General features: G+C 66.6%; 14 protein-coding genes. 4 read left to right on the top strand and 10 right to left on the bottom strand.

What is annotated here, in order from left to right:
* Positions 1-151 precede the first annotated feature (151 nt).
* The 3 genes from QRO95_RS22090 to QRO95_RS22080 form a co-directional block, all read right to left on the bottom strand.
* The gene (locus QRO95_RS22090; protein WP_201118832.1) at positions 152-1,984 is read right to left on the bottom strand and encodes a monovalent cation:proton antiporter-2 (CPA2) family protein; all 1,833 of its coding nucleotides are present in this window, start codon (positions 1,982-1,984) and stop codon (positions 152-154) included.
* A gap of 401 nt (positions 1,985-2,385) precedes the next feature.
* A complete protein-coding gene (gene moeB, locus QRO95_RS22085; RefSeq protein WP_285303493.1) occupies positions 2,386-3,522 on the bottom strand; it encodes a molybdopterin-synthase adenylyltransferase MoeB in 1,137 nt (378 codons plus the stop codon).
* Between the two features lie 60 nt (positions 3,523-3,582).
* The gene (locus QRO95_RS22080) at positions 3,583-4,494 is read right to left on the bottom strand and encodes a LysR family transcriptional regulator (RefSeq protein ID WP_404830383.1); all 912 of its coding nucleotides are present in this window, start codon (positions 4,492-4,494) and stop codon (positions 3,583-3,585) included.
* A gap of 119 nt (positions 4,495-4,613) precedes the next feature.
* Between QRO95_RS22080 and QRO95_RS22075 the strand changes: the two genes are divergently transcribed.
* Positions 4,614-5,648, top strand: a complete 1,035-nt coding sequence (locus QRO95_RS22075) for an alcohol dehydrogenase catalytic domain-containing protein (RefSeq protein WP_285303491.1) — start codon at positions 4,614-4,616, stop codon at positions 5,646-5,648.
* Between the two features lie 61 nt (positions 5,649-5,709).
* On the opposite strand, the gene der is transcribed toward QRO95_RS22075, so the two are convergent.
* The 7 genes from der to ndk all read right to left on the bottom strand — a co-directional run bounded on the left by der (position 5,710) and on the right by ndk (position 12,341).
* On the bottom strand, positions 5,710-7,107 hold the full coding sequence (der, locus tag QRO95_RS22070; RefSeq protein WP_014036905.1) for a ribosome biogenesis GTPase Der: 1,398 nt from the start codon (positions 7,105-7,107) through the stop codon (positions 5,710-5,712).
* A gap of 17 nt (positions 7,108-7,124) precedes the next feature.
* Complete coding sequence (bamB, locus tag QRO95_RS22065; RefSeq protein ID WP_285303490.1) at positions 7,125-8,333, bottom strand: outer membrane protein assembly factor BamB; 1,209 nt, start codon at positions 8,331-8,333, stop codon at positions 7,125-7,127.
* Entirely contained in the window at positions 8,333-8,971 is a 639-nt protein-coding gene (locus tag QRO95_RS22060; RefSeq protein WP_285303489.1) for a tetratricopeptide repeat protein, read from the bottom strand. The genes bamB and QRO95_RS22060 overlap by 1 nt, the downstream gene beginning before the upstream one ends.
* Before the next feature lie 65 nt (positions 8,972-9,036).
* Positions 9,037-9,909 carry a RodZ domain-containing protein gene (locus tag QRO95_RS22055; protein WP_285303488.1) on the bottom strand — a complete coding sequence of 291 codons (873 nt, stop codon included), beginning with the start codon at positions 9,907-9,909 and terminating at the stop codon, positions 9,037-9,039.
* 18 nt (positions 9,910-9,927) lie between these two features.
* The gene (pilW, locus tag QRO95_RS22050; protein ID WP_285303487.1) at positions 9,928-10,713 is read right to left on the bottom strand and encodes a type IV pilus biogenesis/stability protein PilW; all 786 of its coding nucleotides are present in this window, start codon (positions 10,711-10,713) and stop codon (positions 9,928-9,930) included.
* Positions 10,700-11,905 (bottom strand): 23S rRNA (adenine(2503)-C(2))-methyltransferase RlmN, encoded by a 1,206-nt coding sequence (rlmN, locus tag QRO95_RS22045; protein WP_005409296.1) that lies wholly within the window; start codon positions 11,903-11,905, stop codon positions 10,700-10,702. Before rlmN ends, pilW begins: the two co-directional genes overlap by 14 nt.
* Positions 11,906-11,915: 10 nt before the next feature.
* Entirely contained in the window at positions 11,916-12,341 is a 426-nt protein-coding gene (gene ndk / locus QRO95_RS22040; protein WP_008265389.1) for a nucleoside-diphosphate kinase, read from the bottom strand.
* Between the two features lie 325 nt (positions 12,342-12,666).
* Here ndk and QRO95_RS22035 point away from each other — a divergent pair, with 325 nt between their 5' ends.
* The 3 genes from QRO95_RS22035 (at position 12,667) to QRO95_RS22025 (ending at position 17,040) form a co-directional block, all read left to right on the top strand.
* Entirely contained in the window at positions 12,667-13,320 is a 654-nt protein-coding gene (locus QRO95_RS22035; protein ID WP_006431024.1) for a TetR/AcrR family transcriptional regulator, read from the top strand.
* Positions 13,321-13,359: 39 nt separating this feature from the next.
* Complete coding sequence (locus QRO95_RS22030) at positions 13,360-15,732, top strand: 3-hydroxyacyl-CoA dehydrogenase/enoyl-CoA hydratase family protein (RefSeq protein WP_285303486.1); 2,373 nt, start codon at positions 13,360-13,362, stop codon at positions 15,730-15,732.
* A 99-nt stretch (positions 15,733-15,831) separates the two neighbouring features.
* Complete coding sequence (locus tag QRO95_RS22025; RefSeq protein WP_285303485.1) at positions 15,832-17,040, top strand: acetyl-CoA C-acyltransferase; 1,209 nt, start codon at positions 15,832-15,834, stop codon at positions 17,038-17,040.
* The last annotated feature ends 400 nt before the right edge of the window (positions 17,041-17,440 follow it).

The raw sequence follows: 17,440 nt of genomic DNA, 5'->3' as shown, positions 1-17,440 counted from the left end.
CGGCGGGGACGCTATTGTCCCCGATTCAGGCCCCCTCGCCCACCGCCACGGCTTGGGTAATTCCCCACCTGGTAGTGCCGGCCGCTGGCCGGCAACCTCATGACGTCGGAACGTTCCCGTATCTGCCGGCCAGCGGCCGGCACTACCGGGGCTACTCTTCCTCTTCCGGCACATCCTGCGGGTTCAGCGTCTTGCTCTCGCGCTTGGGCGCGGTGAACGGCGTCGGCGTCGGTACACCCTGCGGGCTGTTGCCGTAGATCATCCGGGCGCCGGCATTCAAACCACCACCGGCAATTTCCAGCTCAAAGCGCTCGGCATCGCGACGGCGGATCTGCTCTGCAATCTCCACCGCGTCATCCTCATCCGCACCCAGCTCCACCAGCGCAGCCTGGCCGAACAGCACCGCCGATTCAAACGTCTCGCGGATCTGGAAATCGACACCGGCATGGATCAACCGCAGCGAATGCTCGCGATCGAACGAGCGCACCATCAGCTTGGCCTGCGGGAACTCATGCGCCACCAGTTCAACGATGCGATCAGCCGCTTCGGCCTTGTCCACGCACACCGCAATCGCACGTGCGGTGGCCGCACCCGAGGCATGCAGCACATCCAGTCGCGTGCCATCGCCGTAATAGATCTTGAAACCGAACCGCGCGGCGCTCTGGATCATCTCCACATCGTTGTCGATGATGGTCACGTCCACGTCGCGCGCCAGCAGCGACTGGCTGGCAACCTGGCCGAAGCGGCCGAAGCCGATCAGCAGCACGCTGCCGGACAGGCCATCGGCCTCGTCCACGCCGTCCATGTTCACCGTCGGCTTCGGCGCGATGCGCTTGTAGACCAGCACCACCAGCGGGGTCAGCGCCATCGACAGCACCACCACGGCGGTGAAGTTGGCATTGATCTCCAGGTCGATCACGCCGGCCGATGCGGCCGCGGAGAACAGCACGAAGGCGAACTCGCCGCCCTGCGCCATCAGCACGCCACGGTCCAGCGCCTGCGCGTGGTCGCTGCCCATGATGCGCGCCACCACGTAGATGCACAGCGCCTTGGCCGCCATCAACGCCAGCACCAGGCCGAGGATCAGCTGCCAGTTGCCAGCCACCACGCCCAGGTCCAGCGCCATGCCCACGCTGAGGAAGAACAGGCCGAGCAGGATGCCGCGGAACGGTTCGATGTCCGCCTCGATCTGGTGGCGGAAGGTCGACTCGCTCAGCAGCACGCCGGCCAGGAACGCGCCCATCGCCATCGACAGACCGGACAGCTGCATCAGCAGCGCCGCACCCAGCACCACCAGCAGCGCGGCGGCGGTCATCACCTCACGTGCCTTCGATTCGGCCAGCACGCGGAACAACGGATTGAGCAGGAAGCGGCCGACCAGCACCAGGCCGACGATGGCGCCCACGCCGATCGCCACCGACAGCCAGCGCGAGCCTTCGCCGTCGGCACTGCCCGCGCTCGGGCCCATCCAGGCCACCAGCGCCAGCAACGGCACGATCAGCAGGTCTTCGAACAGCAGGATGGAGACGATCTTCTGCCCCGATGGCAGCGCGATGTCACCGCGCTCGGCCAGCAGCTGCATCACCACCGCAGTGGAGGTCAGCACGAAGCCGGTGGCGCCGATGAAGGCCACCTGCCACGGCAGGCCGAACAGTTTGGCGATGCTGGTCAGCACCAGCGCGCAGGTGACGATCTGCAGCGTGCCCAGCCCGAAAATTTCCTTGCGCAGGCTCCACAGGTGCGAGGGCCGCATCTCCAGGCCGATCACGAACAGGAACATCACCACGCCCAGCTCGGCGGTATGCAGGATGGCCTGCGGGTCGGAGAACCAGCCCAGCCCGAACGGTCCGATCGCCAGGCCGGCAGCGAAGTAGCCCAGCACCGAGCCCAGGCCGGCCCGGCGGAACAAAGGCACCATCACCACCGCCGCGCCCAACAGGGCCACGACCTTGACCAGCTCGCTGGTCGCTGCTTCTACCGCCATGCGGTGTTTTCCCCAAGATCCAGAATCGGCTTCAACAATAGAGCAATGCCGATGACGGCAATAGCACGCATGTTGCGCCGGATTGTCTTGGAGGTGGAACGATGCTGGGAGCGACCCCCAGCATCATCCCGAAACCCGATACATCCATCCACGCATGGCGTGGATGAATCCCCGGACGGGTTCACCCACCCCGGCAAAACGCGGCGTAATCGATATACCCCGGGAACGGCACGCCCGGTGCACACACCGGGCACTGCGGGTCCGGCCGGATGCCGGATTCCGAAACCATGCATGCGCATCGGCGGGCGCCAACCATGCACCCGCTTCGGTAGGTGCCAACCTTGGTTGGCACAAGAGCGCCGACCAAGGTCGGCATCTACCAACGCATTCCCCGGCCAGCCTCACCCGCCCCGGCAAAACGCGGCGTAATCGATATACCCCGGGAACGGCACGCCCGGCGCACACACCGGGCAATGCGGGTCCGGCCGGATGCCGGTCTCGCGGAAGCGCATGCCCAGCGCATCAAAGCGCAGCAGGCGCCCCACCAGCGGCTCGCCGATACCCAGCAGCAGCTTCAGCACCTCGGTGGCCTGCAGCACCCCAGCCAGGCCGGGCAGCACGCCCAGCACACCGGCCTCGGAGCAGTTCGGCGCGAACTCCGGCGGCGGTGGCTCGGGGAACAGGCAGCGGTAGCACGGCGCCACGCCACGCTGGCGGCCGGCGTCAAACACGCTCACCTGACCGTCGAAGCGCTCGATGGCGGCATACACCAGTGGCTTGGCGTGCTTGATGCAGGCGTCGTTGAGCAGGTAGCGCAGCGGGAAGTTGTCCGACCCATCCAGCACCACATCCACGCCGGCCAGCAGCGCATCCACGTTCTCGGACGTGACCCGCTCCGGCACCGCCTCCACCTCGATCGACGGGTTCAGCGCCAGCAGCCGCTCGCGCGCGGAATCAACCTTGAGCTGGCCGACACTGGCTTCGGTATGCACGATCTGCCGGTGCAGGTTGCTGCGCTCCACGCGGTCGTGGTCGGCGAAGCGCAGGTGCCCTACGCCGGCCGCAGCCAGATAAAAGCCAGCCGGTGCGCCCAGGCCACCTGCACCCAGCACCAGCACGCGCGATTGCTGCAGACGCCGCTGGCCGGCCTCGCCCACCTGCGGCAGCAGCAGGTGGCGCGAATAGCGATCAAAGAAGTCGCGGTCGGCAGCACTGCTCAGCGGCTGCACCAGCGGCAGCGACTGCTCGCGCCAGGCCACGGTACCGCCTGTCACGGAAGCCACGTTCGAGTAACCCGCCGCGATCAGCACCTGGGCCGCATCGGCCGAGCGCTTGCCGCTCTGGCAGATCAGCAGGATTTCCTGGTCGTGCCGCGGCAGATGCGCGGCCAGGTCGGCCTGCAGCTCGCCCTTGGCCACGCCGCGCGCGCCCTCGGCCATTCCGCCGGCCCGTTCGTGCGCCTCGCGCACATCGATCAGCACCGCGCCATGGGCCAGGCGCTCGCGTGCCTGCGCGGGGGAAATCTCTTGGATGCTCATGGCCGCATTATCACGCAGGCCGCTCTGCCTTGCCTTGACCAATGCCCGGCGCTACCCGGACTACCCGCGCCCACCGTGCTGTTCCTGAAGAAGACCGATCAGCGCTTTCAGCCCGGGCGGCACATGCCGATGGCCCGGGTAGTACAGCGAAAGCCCGGGAAACTCGGGGCACCAGTCTTCAAGCAAACGAAGCAGGCGACCATCGCCCAATGGCTCCAGTGCCAGATGCTCGGGAACGAAGGCAATGCCGATACCTTCAATGGCCGCGTCGACCATCAACGGCTGGTCCGTCAGCGTGATCGGCCCGGAGACGTTCACCCGCTCCGTGGCGCCCTGATGCTCGAACTCCCAGCGGTAGATCGCCCCACTTTCGAAGCGGAAACGGATGCAGTCGTGCTGATGCAGATCCAGCGGCCGCAGCGGTCGGCCACGCGCCTGCAGGTACGCCGGCGAGGCAACCGCCGCGAACCGCATGGGCGCGGTCACTGCAATCGCGACCATGTCCTGGGGCACGGCTTCGGTCAGGCGGATACCCGCATCGAAACCCTCCGAAACGATATCGCCCAACCGGCCGTCACTGACGATATCCAGGTGGACCTGCGGGTACTGGCGCAGGAACCGCGCGAGCACGGGCTTCAGCACGAGCCGTATGGCGCCTTCACTGGCGTTGATGCGGACCGTACCGCGCGGCGTGCCGGCCTCAGTATCCACCGACTGCAGGGCCTCTTCGATCGAGGCCATGGCCGGACGCAGTTTTTCCGCCAGTCGCTCCCCGGCGTCGGTCAGCGAGACGCTGCGCGTGGTGCGATTGAACAGGCGCGCACCCAGCCGCTGCTCGAGCGCCTTGATCGCATGACTGATCGCCGACGGCGTGATGTTCAACTCCGCCGCCGCGCTGCGGAAGCTCCGATGCGCTGCCACCGCCAGGAACGCAGTGAAGGCGGCCAGATCACCTCCGCCGGATTGTTGAATACGACTCACCATATCGTGAAATATTGAAGCGATTGTCTTGATAGTAAACCGATTCTACGCTCCGGGGTGTCCGCGGGCACACGCCCTCGGCGCTCACCCACCGGGACAGGATCAAGACGATGAAAACGATGAAAGCGGTTGTGATGACCGGGCCGAATGCGCCGTGGCAGGTACAGGACGTGCCGATGCCCGTGATCGAACCGGGCCAGGTGCTGGTCAAGGTCCACGCATCAGGCATGTGCTACACGGACGTGTGGGCAACCCAGGGCTATGGCGGCGACATCTACCCGCAGACACCAGGGCATGAAGTGGTCGGCGAGGTCGTGGAAGTGGGCGCGGGCGTGCACACGCGCCGGGTGGGCGATCGCGTGGGCACCTCATGGGTCCAATCCGCATGCGGCCGATGCCCCTACTGCCGCGAGAGCCGCCCCTTGTCCGGGCAAACCGCGATGAACTGCGATGCACCCCGCACCACCGGCTTCGCCGCGCAGGGTGGACACGCACAGTACATCGCCATCTCCGCCGAAGGCACGGTACTGCTGCCTGACAGCCTCTCCTACGTGGACGCGGCGCCGATGATGTGTGCCGGTTACACCACCTGGAGCGGGCTGCGCGATGCGGCGCCCCAGCCACGGGAGAAGATCGCGGTACTGGGTATCGGTGGACTGGGCCACGTCGCCCTGCAGCTGTCCAAGGCCTGCGGCTTCGAGACCATCGCCATCACCCATTCCGCAGACAAGCATGCGCTCGCCCAGCAGCTGGGCGCTGACCAGGTCGTGGCCAACGGCAAGGAGCTGAAGGCCATCGGTGGCGCCGACGTACTGCTGGTGACCACCAATGAATTCAGCTCGGCCGAAGAAGCGATGACCGGCCTGCGTGTCGACGGGCGCGTTGTGCTGTGCGGCCTGGACTTCAGCCAGCCCTTCTCGATCTCGTCCGAAGGCGTGCCGTTCCACATGATGCGCCAGCGCGTGATCGGCGCCACCCATGGTGGCCAGCACTACCTCAGCGAAGTGCTGCAGCTTGCCGCCGCCGGCAAGGTGAAGCCGATGGTCGAGACCTTTGACCTGGACCGCGCGACCGAGGCGTATGACCGCCTGTCGTCGGGAAGGATGAGGTTCCGTGGCGTGCTGTTGCCGTGGGGCCACGCCTGAGCAAGGCGACCGCCCATGCACCACAACGAAAAAGGCGGCCCTCAGGCCGCCTTCTTCTGCATCACTTGCCCTTGACGTGCTTCATCAAGCGCCGCTTGGCCTTGACCTGCCGCTCGGTGAGGACGTTCTTCTTGCCCTCGTACGGGTTGGTACCCTCGCGGAAGATGAAGCTCACCGGCGTGCCGATCAGCTTGAAGCGCTTGCGGAAGAAGTTCTCCAGGTAGCGCTTGTACGACTCCTGCAGCTCCTTCAGGCGCGTGCCGTGCACGATGAAGGTCGGCGGGTTTGCGCCGGCCGGGTGCACGTAACGCAGCTTGGAGACATGGCCGCGGATGGTCGGCGGCGGGTTGGTCTCGTAGGCCACTTCCAGCGCCTTGTTCACTTCGCTGGTGGTGAAGGTCTTGTTCGCCGATTCGTGCGCGCGGTGCACCGCACGGAACAGCTCACGCAGGCCCGAGCCATGCTTGGCCGAGATGCGCACGGACTCGGCCCACGGCACGAAGCCCAGCTTCAGCGACAGCATGGTTTCCGCCTGCTCGCGCTGGTACTCGGTCAGGCCATCCCACTTGTTGATGGCGATCACCAGCGCACGGCCGGCGTCGAGCACGGCACCGAGCACGGTGGCGTCCTGGTCGGTCACGCCTTCGGTGGCGTCGAGCATCAGCACGGCCACCTGGCACTGCTCGATCGACTGCATGGTCTTGACCACCGAGAACTTCTCGACGACCTCGTCCACGCGCGAACGACGGCGCAGGCCGGCGGTATCGATCAGGCGGTACTCGCGGCCGTCACGCTCCAGGTCCACAGCGATCGAGTCGCGGGTGGTGCCCGGCACGTCGGAGGCGATCATGCGCTCCTCGCCGAGGATGCGGTTGACCAGCGTCGACTTGCCCACGTTCGGGCGGCCGACGAAGGCGATGCGGATGCGGTTCGGATCGTTGTCCAGCTCTTCGCCGCTGCCTTCTTCCGGCAGGCGCTGGATCACTTCGTCCAGCAGGTCGTCCAGGCCCTGGCGATGCGCAGCCGACACGGTCAGCATCTCGCCGAAGCCGTAACGGGCGAACTCCGAACGCACGGTGTCCTCGTCGGTGCCGTCGATCTTGTTGATCAGCAGCAGCGTCGGGCGCGACAGCTTGCGCAGCCAGGCCAGGATCTCGTCGTCCATCGCCGAGGTACCCTCACGGGCATCGACCACGAACAGGATCAGGTCGGCTTCCGCCGCAGCGGCGCGGGCCTGGCGGGTGGTAGCCCCTGCCAGTCCCTCTTCCTCTTCCGCGATACCGCCGGTGTCGACGACGAGGAAATGATTGTCCTCGTCCAGACGGCAGACACCGTAGTTGCGGTCGCGGGTGACGCCGGGCTGGTCATGGACCAGCGCGTCACGGGTGCGCGTCAGCGCATTGAAAATAGTCGACTTGCCGACATTCGGCCGTCCAACCAGGGCGACCAAAGGCAGCATCGCGATTACTCCAATTTTTAATTTGCCAACCGGAAGGCGGTCAGCTTGCCATCAACGTTCTGCACCAGCAGCACCCCGTCTGCGACGACCGGCTGGGCCAGCAGGGCGTCGCCGCCACTTTTTGCCCGTGCCGCCATCGCACCATCGGACGCCTGCAACCAGTGCACGTATCCCTTGTAGTCGCCGACCACCACGTAGTCGCCGTGCAGCGCCGGGCCGGTCAGCGAACGACGGGCCAGTGCGGTCTGCGACCACATGGCAGCGCCGCTGGCCTTGTCCAGACCGAACACGCCGCCCTTGTTGTCGGTGACGAACACATTGCCAGACGAGACCGCCACGCCACCGGCACCGCCATGGTCGCGCGCCCACAGCGGGCGACCGGTCGGGCCTTCGATGGCCATCGTCTGGTTCTTGAAGCTGCTCACGAACAGGGTATTGCCATCCAGCACCGGCGCACCATCGACATCGGCCATGCGCTCCAGCTCGGTACGGCCTTCACCGTTGCCCACATTCTGTTCCCACAGGGTGCGGCCATCCTGCTGGGCCAGGGCCGCAACCGCGCCCTCGTCCTTGCCGATGAACAGCACGCCCGGGCCGGTCACCACCGGCGCGTTGCCACGCACGGTCAGCGCCGGCAGCTCGCTCGGGTTGAACCACTTCTGGGTGCCGTTGCCGGCATCGAACGCGGTGATGCGGCCGTCATTGCTGCGCACGTAGACCGCGCCCTGGGCGATGGCCGGCGCGGCGATGACTTCACCCGGAACACGGGCGCGCCACTTCTCGCTGCCGTCGTTGATGTCCAGGGCGATGACCTGGCCATCGAGCGTGCCGATCACGACCAGGTTCTCACCGACCCCCGGGCCGCCGGACAGGCGCAGCTTGGCCTTCTTCTTTTCCTTCTTCGGCTCCCAGGTCCAGACCTTCTTGCCGGTCTGCAGGTCGATGGCGTGCACGCCACCGGTGAGTGCCGCAGCGAACACGTGGCCGTTGGCCACGGCCGGGCCCTGGCGCACGCCGATACGTCGCTCGCCCTTGCCGAGGTTGACCGACCAGGCCTTGTTGACCTTCAGGGTCGGCTCGAACTTGACCAGCTCAGCCGGTTCCTGTGCCTTCTTCGCGGCCGCGTCCTTGCCGGCGAACCAGCCCTTCACGGTGCTGCAGCCGGTCAGGGCCATGCCCATCAGGAGCACGGTGGCGACGCGGGTGATCATGACCTTCTGACTCATCAAACCGACTCCGCAGGGGCGGCAACGGTGCCGCCGGCGTCCATAACCTTGGTTTCCAGCAGGCGCCGCTGCGGCGCTGCCACGTCCAGCGACTTCAGCGCTTTCTCGTACTGTGCACGGGCGTCGTCACGCTTGCCCTGCTCCATCAGCGCGTCGCCATGGATTTCCAGGCTGCTGCTGTCGGTGGCGCTGCCCAGCAGCTTGATCGCCTCGTCACTCTTGCCGGTGGCCACCAGCAGGCGGGCCACACGCTGGTCGACCACGCGCTGCAGGTCACCTTCGACCTTCACGCCGCGCAGGGTGGCCAGGGCTTCTTCGTTCTTGCCGGCGTCGACCTGGGCCTTGGCCAGCTGCAGCGCCGCGAGGTCGCCGTAGATGCTGGACGGGCCGGCTTCGAGCGCCTTGACCGCCTTGGAGGCGTCGTCGAGCTTGTTCTGCTGCAGGCCAACGAGCGCCTTCTGGTACTCGACATTGGCCGAGGCCAGCTTGCCGCCCTGATCCTTCTGGTACCACTGCCAACCGGCAATGGCACCGATGGCGATGACTACGCCACCGAGGATGCTGGCGCCATTCTTCCGCAGCCAGCTGCGGACGCGTTCACTTTGTTCGTGCTCGTCGAGCAGATCGTCGATCGCCATGCGTACTCTCGCCCCGCCCATCGGGAGGGACCATTGGGATTAATCGAAGGTGGTGAAACCGCGCCTCAGTGCGAAACCGGGACTACGGAGCCTTCAGAGGATACCTGAAAGCGTGCCACGTTGGCTCGCTGGTAGGGGGTCAGATCGACGATAGCGCCGTTCTGCTGAACCTGGACCGCCGAGGCGTTGCCCAGGGTCACCCGGGTCACCTGGCCCGGCGTGAAGCTGCGGCTCTCGCCGGATTTGATCAGCGCCTTCTCGACGGTAGCGCCGTCCGGGCCGCCGATATCGACCCAGCTGTCGCCGCTGAACTGCATGTCCAGCGTGTTGGCGGCAGCCGCTGGTGCCGGGGCTGAACGCGGCACCGGGGCCAGCGAGGCTACGTACGGGGTGGCGGCCGGCTTGCTGGCCGGGGCGCTCGCCACGTCAGCCACGGCGGCCGGCTCGACGCCGGCGACAGACGGGGTCACCGGCACAGCGGCCGGGATCGCGTCCAGCGAAGCGGTGTTCGGCGACGGCGTCGCACTGCCATCAAAATGACCACGGGTGGCGAACCACACCGGCACCGCCAGCACCGCGGTGATACCGACATACAGCACGCGACGGCCGAGATTCTCGGCAATGCGGCGCGCACGCGGGGTGTGGGTATGGCTGACCAGGGTGGGCGGAACCACCGGGCCGACCTGGGCCTGCTCCAGCAGCTGGCTCACATCCACGTCCAGCAGGCGCGCGTAGCTGCGCAGCTGGCCGCGCACGAACACCGGCGCCCCCAGCTTCTGCCATTGTTCCTCTTCCAGCGACCTGACCACCTGGACCGGCATGCGCAGGCGCGAGCCGACATCTTCGAGGGTCAGTCCGGCCGCCTCGCGGGCCTGGCGCAGGCGGCTGCCGCAGCCGGCCGCAGTCTCGAGAGCGCTCACAGTCTGGTCATCAATCACAATGCATCAACCCTGGAGTTAGGAGCCCGCTTCCTGCGGAAATTCCTGTCGAATGCGCTGAAGATAGCGGTCAGATGCCGCCCGATCACCCAGCCGCGCTTCGATTTGAGACGCAAGTTGTAACACGGAACGCGTTGCGGGTGCAGCCGCAATCCTACGTTCGGCGAAGGCCCGGGCCTCCATGAAGCGGCCCTGGCGGAAGCTGAGCTGGGCCATCGCCTCCAGCGCGACCGGGTTTCCCGGCAGCGTTGTCAGCGCCGCACGCAGGTCGCGCTCGGCACGTTCGAACTGGCCGGCATCCAGCGCACAGCCCCCGGCATTGGCCTGGGACTCGGCCGGCGTGGCGTAGCCCGGCGCCTGCAGCGCACGATCGAACCAGACCAGCGACTCGGCCGGCCGGCCCTGCTGGCACAGCCACGCGCCGTAATTGTTGAGGATGTCCCCGCGCTGCGGCGCCTGCTCGGCAGCCCTGCGGAAGCTCTCGCCAGCCTGCTGGGTGCGGCCACGGCGCTCGTCGATGCCGGCCAGCAGCACCAGCGCATCGGGCGACTCGGGGGCCAGCTTCAGCGCCTCGCGCGCCTTGCGCTCGGCCGCATCGAGGTTGCCCACCTGCATGTCGCGGGCGGCCAGGGCCAGCAGGTCCTGCAGGCGCACCTGGCGCCGCACGCTGTCCGGATCACGGACCGAGTAGACCGGCGCCTCGCTGGGGCCCAGCTTGGCCTTGGGATGGGATTTGCAGCCGCCGACCGCAACGGCCAGCATGCCTGCGAACAGAACCAGCCAGAGGCGGTCAGGCCGCGGCATCGCTCCCCTTCCCCGCCTGCAGCGTCTTGTTGAACTCCGCCTGGCGGCGGGTGCGGTCCATCACCTGGCCCTTGAGCTGGCCACAGGCGGCGTCGATGTCGTCGCCACGGGTGCGGCGGACCATGGTCAGCACGTTGCTGTCGAGCAGGATCTTCTGGAAGGCACGGATGTGCGCTTCTTCCGAACGCTCGTAGCGGGTACCCGGGAACGGGTTGAAGGGAATCAGGTTGACCTTGCCCGAATCCTTGGCCTGCACCGCGTTGTCGAACTGGCGCATCAGGCGGGCCAGCTCGCGGGCATGCTCGGGCTTGTCGTTGATGCCCTTCATCAGGGTGTATTCGAAGGTGACCGATTCGCGGCGCTTGTTGGCGCGCAGGTAACGTGCGCACGAGGCCATCAGCTCGGCGATCGGGTACTTCTTGTTGAGCGGCACCAGCGTCTCGCGCAGCGCATCGTTCGGCGCATGCAGCGACACCGCCAGCGACACGTCGCTTTCGGCAGACAGGCGGTCGATCTGCGGCACCAGGCCGGAGGTCGACAGGGTCACGCGCTTGTTGGCCAGGCCGTAGCCCAGGTCGTCGCGCATCACGCTCATGGCGCGCACGACGTTGTCGAAATTCATCAGCGGCTCGCCCATGCCCATCATCACCACGTTGGTGAGGCGGCGCATCTGGTGCGGCACGTTGCCCAGGTGGCGTGCGGCAACCCACACCTGGCCGATGATCTCGGCGGTGGTCAGATTGCGGTTGAAGCCCTGGGTGGCGGTGGAGCAGAACGTGCAGTTCAGGCCGCAACCGACCTGCGAGGACACGCACAGCGTGCCGCGGGTCTTGTCCGGGATGTACACGGTCTCGATGGCGTTCTTGCCATCCACGCCCATCGCCAGCAGCCACTTGTGGGTGCCGTCGGCGGAGGGTTTGTCGAACACGATGTTGGGAACCAGCACCTCGGCATGGGCCTGCAGCTTGGCGCGCAGGACCTTGCCGAGGTCGGTCATTTCATCGAAATCGGTGACGTAGCGATGGTGGATCCACTTCATCACCTGATGGGCACGGAACTTCTTCTCGCCGAGAACCTCGACGAAGAACTTCTCCAGGCCCGCGCGATCGAGGTCGAGCAGGTTCTGCTTGCCAGCCGTGGGTGCCGACTTCGGCAGCGGCTGGATGGCGGGGGACTGTACGACCTCGTTCACGGCATTACTCTCAGCGCGAAACGACTTCGGTGGCGGCGAAGAAGTAGGCGATTTCAATCGCGGCATTCTCGACCGAGTCCGAGCCGTGGGCGGCGTTGGCATCGATGGATTCGGCGAAGTCGGCGCGGATGGTGCCCGCAGCGGCTTCCTTCGGGTTGGTGGCGCCCAGCAGGTCGCGGTGGGCCAGGACGGCGTTCTCGCCTTCCAGGGCCTGGATCATCACCGGGCCGGAGATCATGAACTCGACCAGCGCGTTGAAGAACGGACGCTCGCGGTGCACGGCGTAGAAGCCCTCGGCTTCACGGCGCGACAGCTGCTTGTACTTGGCGGCCACGACCTTCAGGCCGGCCTTCTCGAAGCGGGCGTAGATTTCGCCGATGACGTTCTTGGCAACGGCGTCCGGCTTGATGATCGAAAGGGTGCGCTCCAGCGCCATGGGATGTCTCCAATGGAATCGGGCCGCTGATGGCCCGAAGGGTAACATGAAAAAAACCCGCGTCGGGACGCGGGCTTAGCCTGATAAACGTAGGCGAATTGTAAAAGATAAAGCGGCAGGGTGGTAGTGCCGGCCGCTGGCCGGCAGGCTGGCGCCCCACGGGCTGCCTGCGGTTGCCGGCCAGCGGCCGGCACTACCCTTTGCGCCCATTCACCCACCTGAGTGAAATCTGACCGGTCCGGGCATTTTTGCTGCACTGCAAAATGCCATACGCTACCGTCTGGTCCTAGTATCAAACAATCGTTTGATTAAGGTCCGCCCGCCGATGGCCAAACCCGCCCACTTCTCGACCAAGGACCGGATCCTCGGCGCGGCCGAGGAGCTGTTCGCACAGCACGGCTTCGCCGGCACTTCGCTGCGCCAGGTGACCAGCCAGGCCGACGTCAACATCGCCGCGGTCAACTACCACTTCGGCTCCAAGGAAAACCTGGTCAACGAGGTGTTCCGCCGCCGCATGGACGAGATGACCGGCGCGCGCCTGGCGCAGCTCGAGCGCGCCCGCAGCGAACACCCCGGGCAGCTGCGCCCGGTGCTGGCCGCCTTCGTCGAGCCGGCACTGGCGCTGGCCCAGGACCGCCAGAACGGCGGCGCCTTCGTGCGCGTGATCGCCCGCGCCTACGCCGAGAAGAACGACAACCTGCGCAAGTTCCTGTCCGACCACTACGGTCACGTGCTGCGTGCGTTCGGCAAGGCGATTGCCGAATGCGCACCCGACCTGAGCAAGGAAGAGCTGTACTGGCGCCTGGATTTCCTGGCCGGCTCGCTCACCTATGCCATGGCCGACTTCGGGCTGATCAAGCGTCCCGCCGGTGTCACCGAAGCGGCGCATCGTGCCCATGCCGCCCACGAACTGATCCATTTCGCCGAAGCCGGGTTCCGCGCCGCCGCACGCGCCAGCGCCCTGCCCGCTTCCCCTTGATTCCACCCAGTAACTGCTGACCAACAAAGGCCCTACACCATGTCCAATTCCCTGCTAGTCCGCCGCGCCGCCGTGCTGGGTGCCGGCGTCATGGGTGCCCAGATCGCCGCCCACCTCACCAACGCTGGCGTCGACACCGTGCTGTTCGACCTGCCCGCCAAGGAGGGTCCGGCTGACGGCATCGTGCTGAAGGCGATCGCCAACCTGGGCAAGCTGAGCCCGGCGCCGCTGGCCAGCAAGTCGCTGGCCGAAGCCATCACCCCGGCCAACTACGAGTCCGGCCTGGAGCAGCTGAAGGACTGCGACCTGATCATCGAGGCCATCGCCGAGCGCATGGACTGGAAGCAGGACCTGTACAAGAAGATCGCGCCGTTCGTGGCCGACCACGCGGTGCTGGCCTCCAACACCTCGGGCCTGGGCATCAACAAGCTGGCCGACGTGCTGCCCGAGCAGCTGCGCCACCGCTTCTGCGGCGTGCACTTCTTCAACCCGCCGCGCTACATGCACCTGGCCGAGCTGATCCCGGCCACCACCACCGACGCCGCCGTGCTGGAAGGCCTGGAAGAATTCCTGGTCACCACCTTGGGCAAGGGCGTGGTGTACGCCAAGGACACCCCGAACTTCATCGGCAACCGCATCGGCGTGTTCTCGATCCTGTCCACCATCCACCACACCCAGCAGTTCGGCCTGGGCTTCGATGAAGTGGACGGCCTGACCGGCCCGCTGGTCGGCCGCCCGAAGTCGGCCACCTACCGCACCTCCGACGTGGTCGGCCTGGACACCATGGCCCACGTCATCAAGACCATGGGCGATACCCTGCCCAACGACCCGTGGCATGAATTCTTCAAGTCGCCGAAGTGGCTGGACGCGCTGATCGCCAAGGGCGCGCTGGGCCAGAAGACCGGCGCCGGCATCTTCCGCAAGGTCGGCAAGGACATCGTCGTCCTCGACCTGGAAAAGCAGGACTACCGCGCTGCTGATCGCACCGCCGCACCGGAAGTGGTCGAGATCCTGAAGATCAAGAACCCGGCGGAGAAGTTCGCCAAGCTGCGCGAAAGCCAGCACCCGCAGGCGCAGTTCCTGTGGGCGACCTTCCGCGACCTGTTCCACTACAGCGCCTACCACCTGGCCGACATCGCCGAGACCGCGCGCGACGTCGACCTCGCCATCCGCTGGGGCTACGGCTGGTCGCTGGGCCCGTTCGAAACCTGGCAGGCCGCCGGCTGGAAGCAGGTGGCACAGTGGATTGCTGATGACATCGTCGCCGGCAAGAGCATGAGCAACGCCCCGCTGCCGGATTGGGTGTTCGATGGCCGCGACGGCGTGCACGCCGCCGAGGGCAGCTACAGCCCGTCGCGCAACGCCAAGCTACCGCGCTCGTCGCTGCCGGTGTATCAGCGCCAGCGCTTCCCCGATCCGCTGCTGGGCGAGAAGTTCGCGCCGGGCGAGACCGTGTTCGAGAACGACGGCCTGCGCATGTGGCACGACGGTGATGGCATCGCCGTGGTCAGCTTCAAGACCAAGATGAACACCGTGTCCGACCAGGTGTTGGACGGTCTGCAGGAATGCGTGTCACTTGCCGAAAAGAACTTCCAGGGTCTGGTGATCTGGCAGCAGAAGGAGCCCTTCTCCGCCGGCGCCGACCTGGCCGGTGCGCTCGGCCTGCTGCAGGCCGGCAAGGTCGACCAGTTCGAAGAGATGGTCGCCAACTTCCAGCGCACCAGCCAGCGCATCAAGTACTCGCTGGTGCCGGTGGTGGCTGCCGTGCGTGGCCTGGCGCTGGGTGGTGGCTGCGAGTTCCAGATGCACAGCGCCAAGACCGTGGCCTTCCTGGAAAGCTACATCGGCCTGGTCGAGGCCGGCGTCGGCCTGCTGCCGGCCGGTGGTGGCCTGAAGGAACTGGCCGTGCGCGCCTCGCAGGCCGCCGGCCCGGGCGGTGACGTGTTCGCCGAACTGAAGAAGACCTTCGAAACCGTGGCGATGGCCAAGGTCTCCAACTCGGCGGTCAACGCCAAGGAACTGGGCCTGCTGCGCAGCACCGACAAGGTGGTGTTCAACAGCTACGAGGCCCTGCACATCGCCAAGGCCGAAGCGCGCGCCCTGGCCGAAGCGGGCTACCGTCCGCCGCTGCCGGCACGCCGCATCCAGGTCGCCGGTGACGTGGGTATCGCCACCTTCAAGATGATGCTGGTCAACATGCTGGAAGGCCGTTTCATCAGCCCGTACGACTACGAGATCGCCGAGCGCATCGCCACCGTGCTGTGCGGTGGCAAGGTCGACCGCGGCACCCTGGTGGACGAAGAGTGGCTGCTGACCCTGGAGCGCAAGCACTTCGTCGAACTGGCCCAGCAGGAAAAGACCCAGGCCCGCATCGCGCACATGCTCAAGACCGGCAAGCCGCTGCGTAACTGATTGATGGCGGGTGCCGGCCCCTGGCCGGCATCCCTCTGCCTCTGGTAGGTGCCCACCTTGGTGGGCACACCGGCAAAACCAATTCGAGAGATCACTGCAATGACCAAGCAAATCCAGGACGCCTACATCGTCGCCGCCACCCGTACCCCGGTTGGCAAGGCGCCCAAGGGCATGTTCCGCAACACCCGCCCCGACGACATGCTTGCGCACGTGCTGCGCAGCGTCGTCGCCCAGGCCCCGGGCGTGGACGTCAACCGCATCGATGACGCGATCATCGGCTGCGCCATTCCGGAAGCCGAGCAGGGCATGAACGTGGCGCGCATCGGCGTGCTGCTGGCCGGCCTGCCGAACACCATCGCCGCACAGACCGTGAACCGCTTCTGCTCCTCCGGCCTGCAGGCCGTGGCGCAGGCCGCCGACGCGATCCGCCTGGGCAATGCCGACCTGATGCTGGCCGGCGGCACCGAATCGATGTCGATGGTGCCGATGATGGGCAACAAGATCGCGATGGCACCGAGCGTGTTCGACAACGACCACGTCGCCATCGCCTACGGCATGGGCATCACCGCCGAGAAGGTGGCCGAAGAGTGGAAGGTCTCGCGCGAAGACCAGGACGCTTTCGCCCTGGCCTCGCACCAGAAGGCCATGGCCGCGATCCAGAACGGCGACTTCAAGGACGAGATCAGCCCGTACGAGATCGTCTCGCACCTGCCGGACCTGGCCGATGGCCAGCGCATCATCACCCGCAACAAGATCGCCGACACCGACGAAGGCCCGCGCCCGGATTCCTCGGCCGAAGGCCTGGCCAAGCTGCGCCCGGTGTTCCGCAACGGCCAGTTCGGGGGCACCGTCACTGCTGGCAACTCGTCGCAGATGAGCGATGGCGCCGGTGCCGTGCTGCTGGCCTCGGAACAGGCGATCAAGGACTACGGCCTGACCCCGCTGGCCCGTTTCGTCAGCTTCTCGGTAGCCGGCGTGCGCCCGGAAGTGATGGGCATCGGCCCGATCGCCGCGATCCCGAAGGCACTGAAGCAGGCCGGCCTGACCCAGGACCAGCTGGACTGGATTGAACTGAACGAAGCCTTTGCCGCGCAGTCGCTGGCCGTGATCCGCGATTGCGGCCTGGACCCGAGCAAGGTCAACCCGCTGGGTGGCGCGATTGCCCTGGGCCACCCGCTGGGTGCGACCGGCGCGATCCGTACCGCGACCCTGCTGCACGGCCTGCGCCGTCGCCAGCAGAAGTACGGCATGGTGACGATGTGCATCGGCACCGGCATGGGCGCAGCGGGTATTTTCGAGGCGCTGTAAGGTTCAAAGCGTTGCCGGTCGGGATGTCGGCGTACTGCAGGGCCCGGGTGGGTGAGACTGCCCGGGACACGCCGTGAACCCGTCCCTGGGGGCTCGATGGCGCCATCCATGGCGCCAACGGTCCCGGTCAGCCTCACCCACCCGTGCCAGCCAGCATTCCACGCGGCGGAGGGGTGAGCAGAAGCAAAGTCTGGGGTCAGAGCCCTTTGCGCAGCAAAGGGCTCTGACCCCAACAAGCAAAAAAGGCAGCCATCGGCTGCCTTTTTGCTTGTGCTTTGATTCCGCCCTTCCCGTCCGCGCCCGCAGGAAACATGACAGGCGGGGCGGGTGGGCCTTTGCAGGACCGTTCGCCGCATGGATGCGGCGACCGAGCCCCCATGGACGGGTTTACGGCGTGTCC

The sequence above is a fragment of the Stenotrophomonas maltophilia group sp. Smal13 genome (genome assembly GCF_030236855.1).
GTDB lineage: Bacteria > Pseudomonadota > Gammaproteobacteria > Xanthomonadales > Xanthomonadaceae > Stenotrophomonas > Stenotrophomonas maltophilia_A.
The sequence above is the reverse complement of the archived record's forward strand: the minus strand, read 5'-3'. Positions and strand labels throughout refer to the sequence as shown.

What these genes read in the sequence shown, in the direction of transcription:
- QRO95_RS22030 (WP_285303486.1), top strand. Translation starts at nt 13,360, where the DNA reads ATGTCCAATTCCCTGCTAGTCCGCCGCGCCGCCGTGCTGGGTGCCGGC.
- ndk (WP_008265389.1), bottom strand. Translation starts at nt 12,341, where the DNA reads ATGGCGCTGGAGCGCACCCTTTCGATCATCAAGCCGGACGCCGTTGCC.
- QRO95_RS22025 (WP_285303485.1), top strand. Translation starts at nt 15,832, where the DNA reads ATGACCAAGCAAATCCAGGACGCCTACATCGTCGCCGCCACCCGTACC.
- QRO95_RS22035 (WP_006431024.1), top strand. Translation starts at nt 12,667, where the DNA reads ATGGCCAAACCCGCCCACTTCTCGACCAAGGACCGGATCCTCGGCGCG.
- QRO95_RS22060 (WP_285303489.1), bottom strand. Translation starts at nt 8,971, where the DNA reads ATGGCGATCGACGATCTGCTCGACGAGCACGAACAAAGTGAACGCGTC.
- moeB (WP_285303493.1), bottom strand. Translation starts at nt 3,522, where the DNA reads ATGAGCATCCAAGAGATTTCCCCCGCGCAGGCACGCGAGCGCCTGGCC.
- QRO95_RS22075 (WP_285303491.1), top strand. Translation starts at nt 4,614, where the DNA reads ATGAAAACGATGAAAGCGGTTGTGATGACCGGGCCGAATGCGCCGTGG.
- QRO95_RS22090 (WP_201118832.1), bottom strand. Translation starts at nt 1,984, where the DNA reads ATGGCGGTAGAAGCAGCGACCAGCGAGCTGGTCAAGGTCGTGGCCCTG.
- bamB (WP_285303490.1), bottom strand. Translation starts at nt 8,333, where the DNA reads ATGAGTCAGAAGGTCATGATCACCCGCGTCGCCACCGTGCTCCTGATG.
- pilW (WP_285303487.1), bottom strand. Translation starts at nt 10,713, where the DNA reads ATGCCGCGGCCTGACCGCCTCTGGCTGGTTCTGTTCGCAGGCATGCTG.
- der (WP_014036905.1), bottom strand. Translation starts at nt 7,107, where the DNA reads ATGCTGCCTTTGGTCGCCCTGGTTGGACGGCCGAATGTCGGCAAGTCG.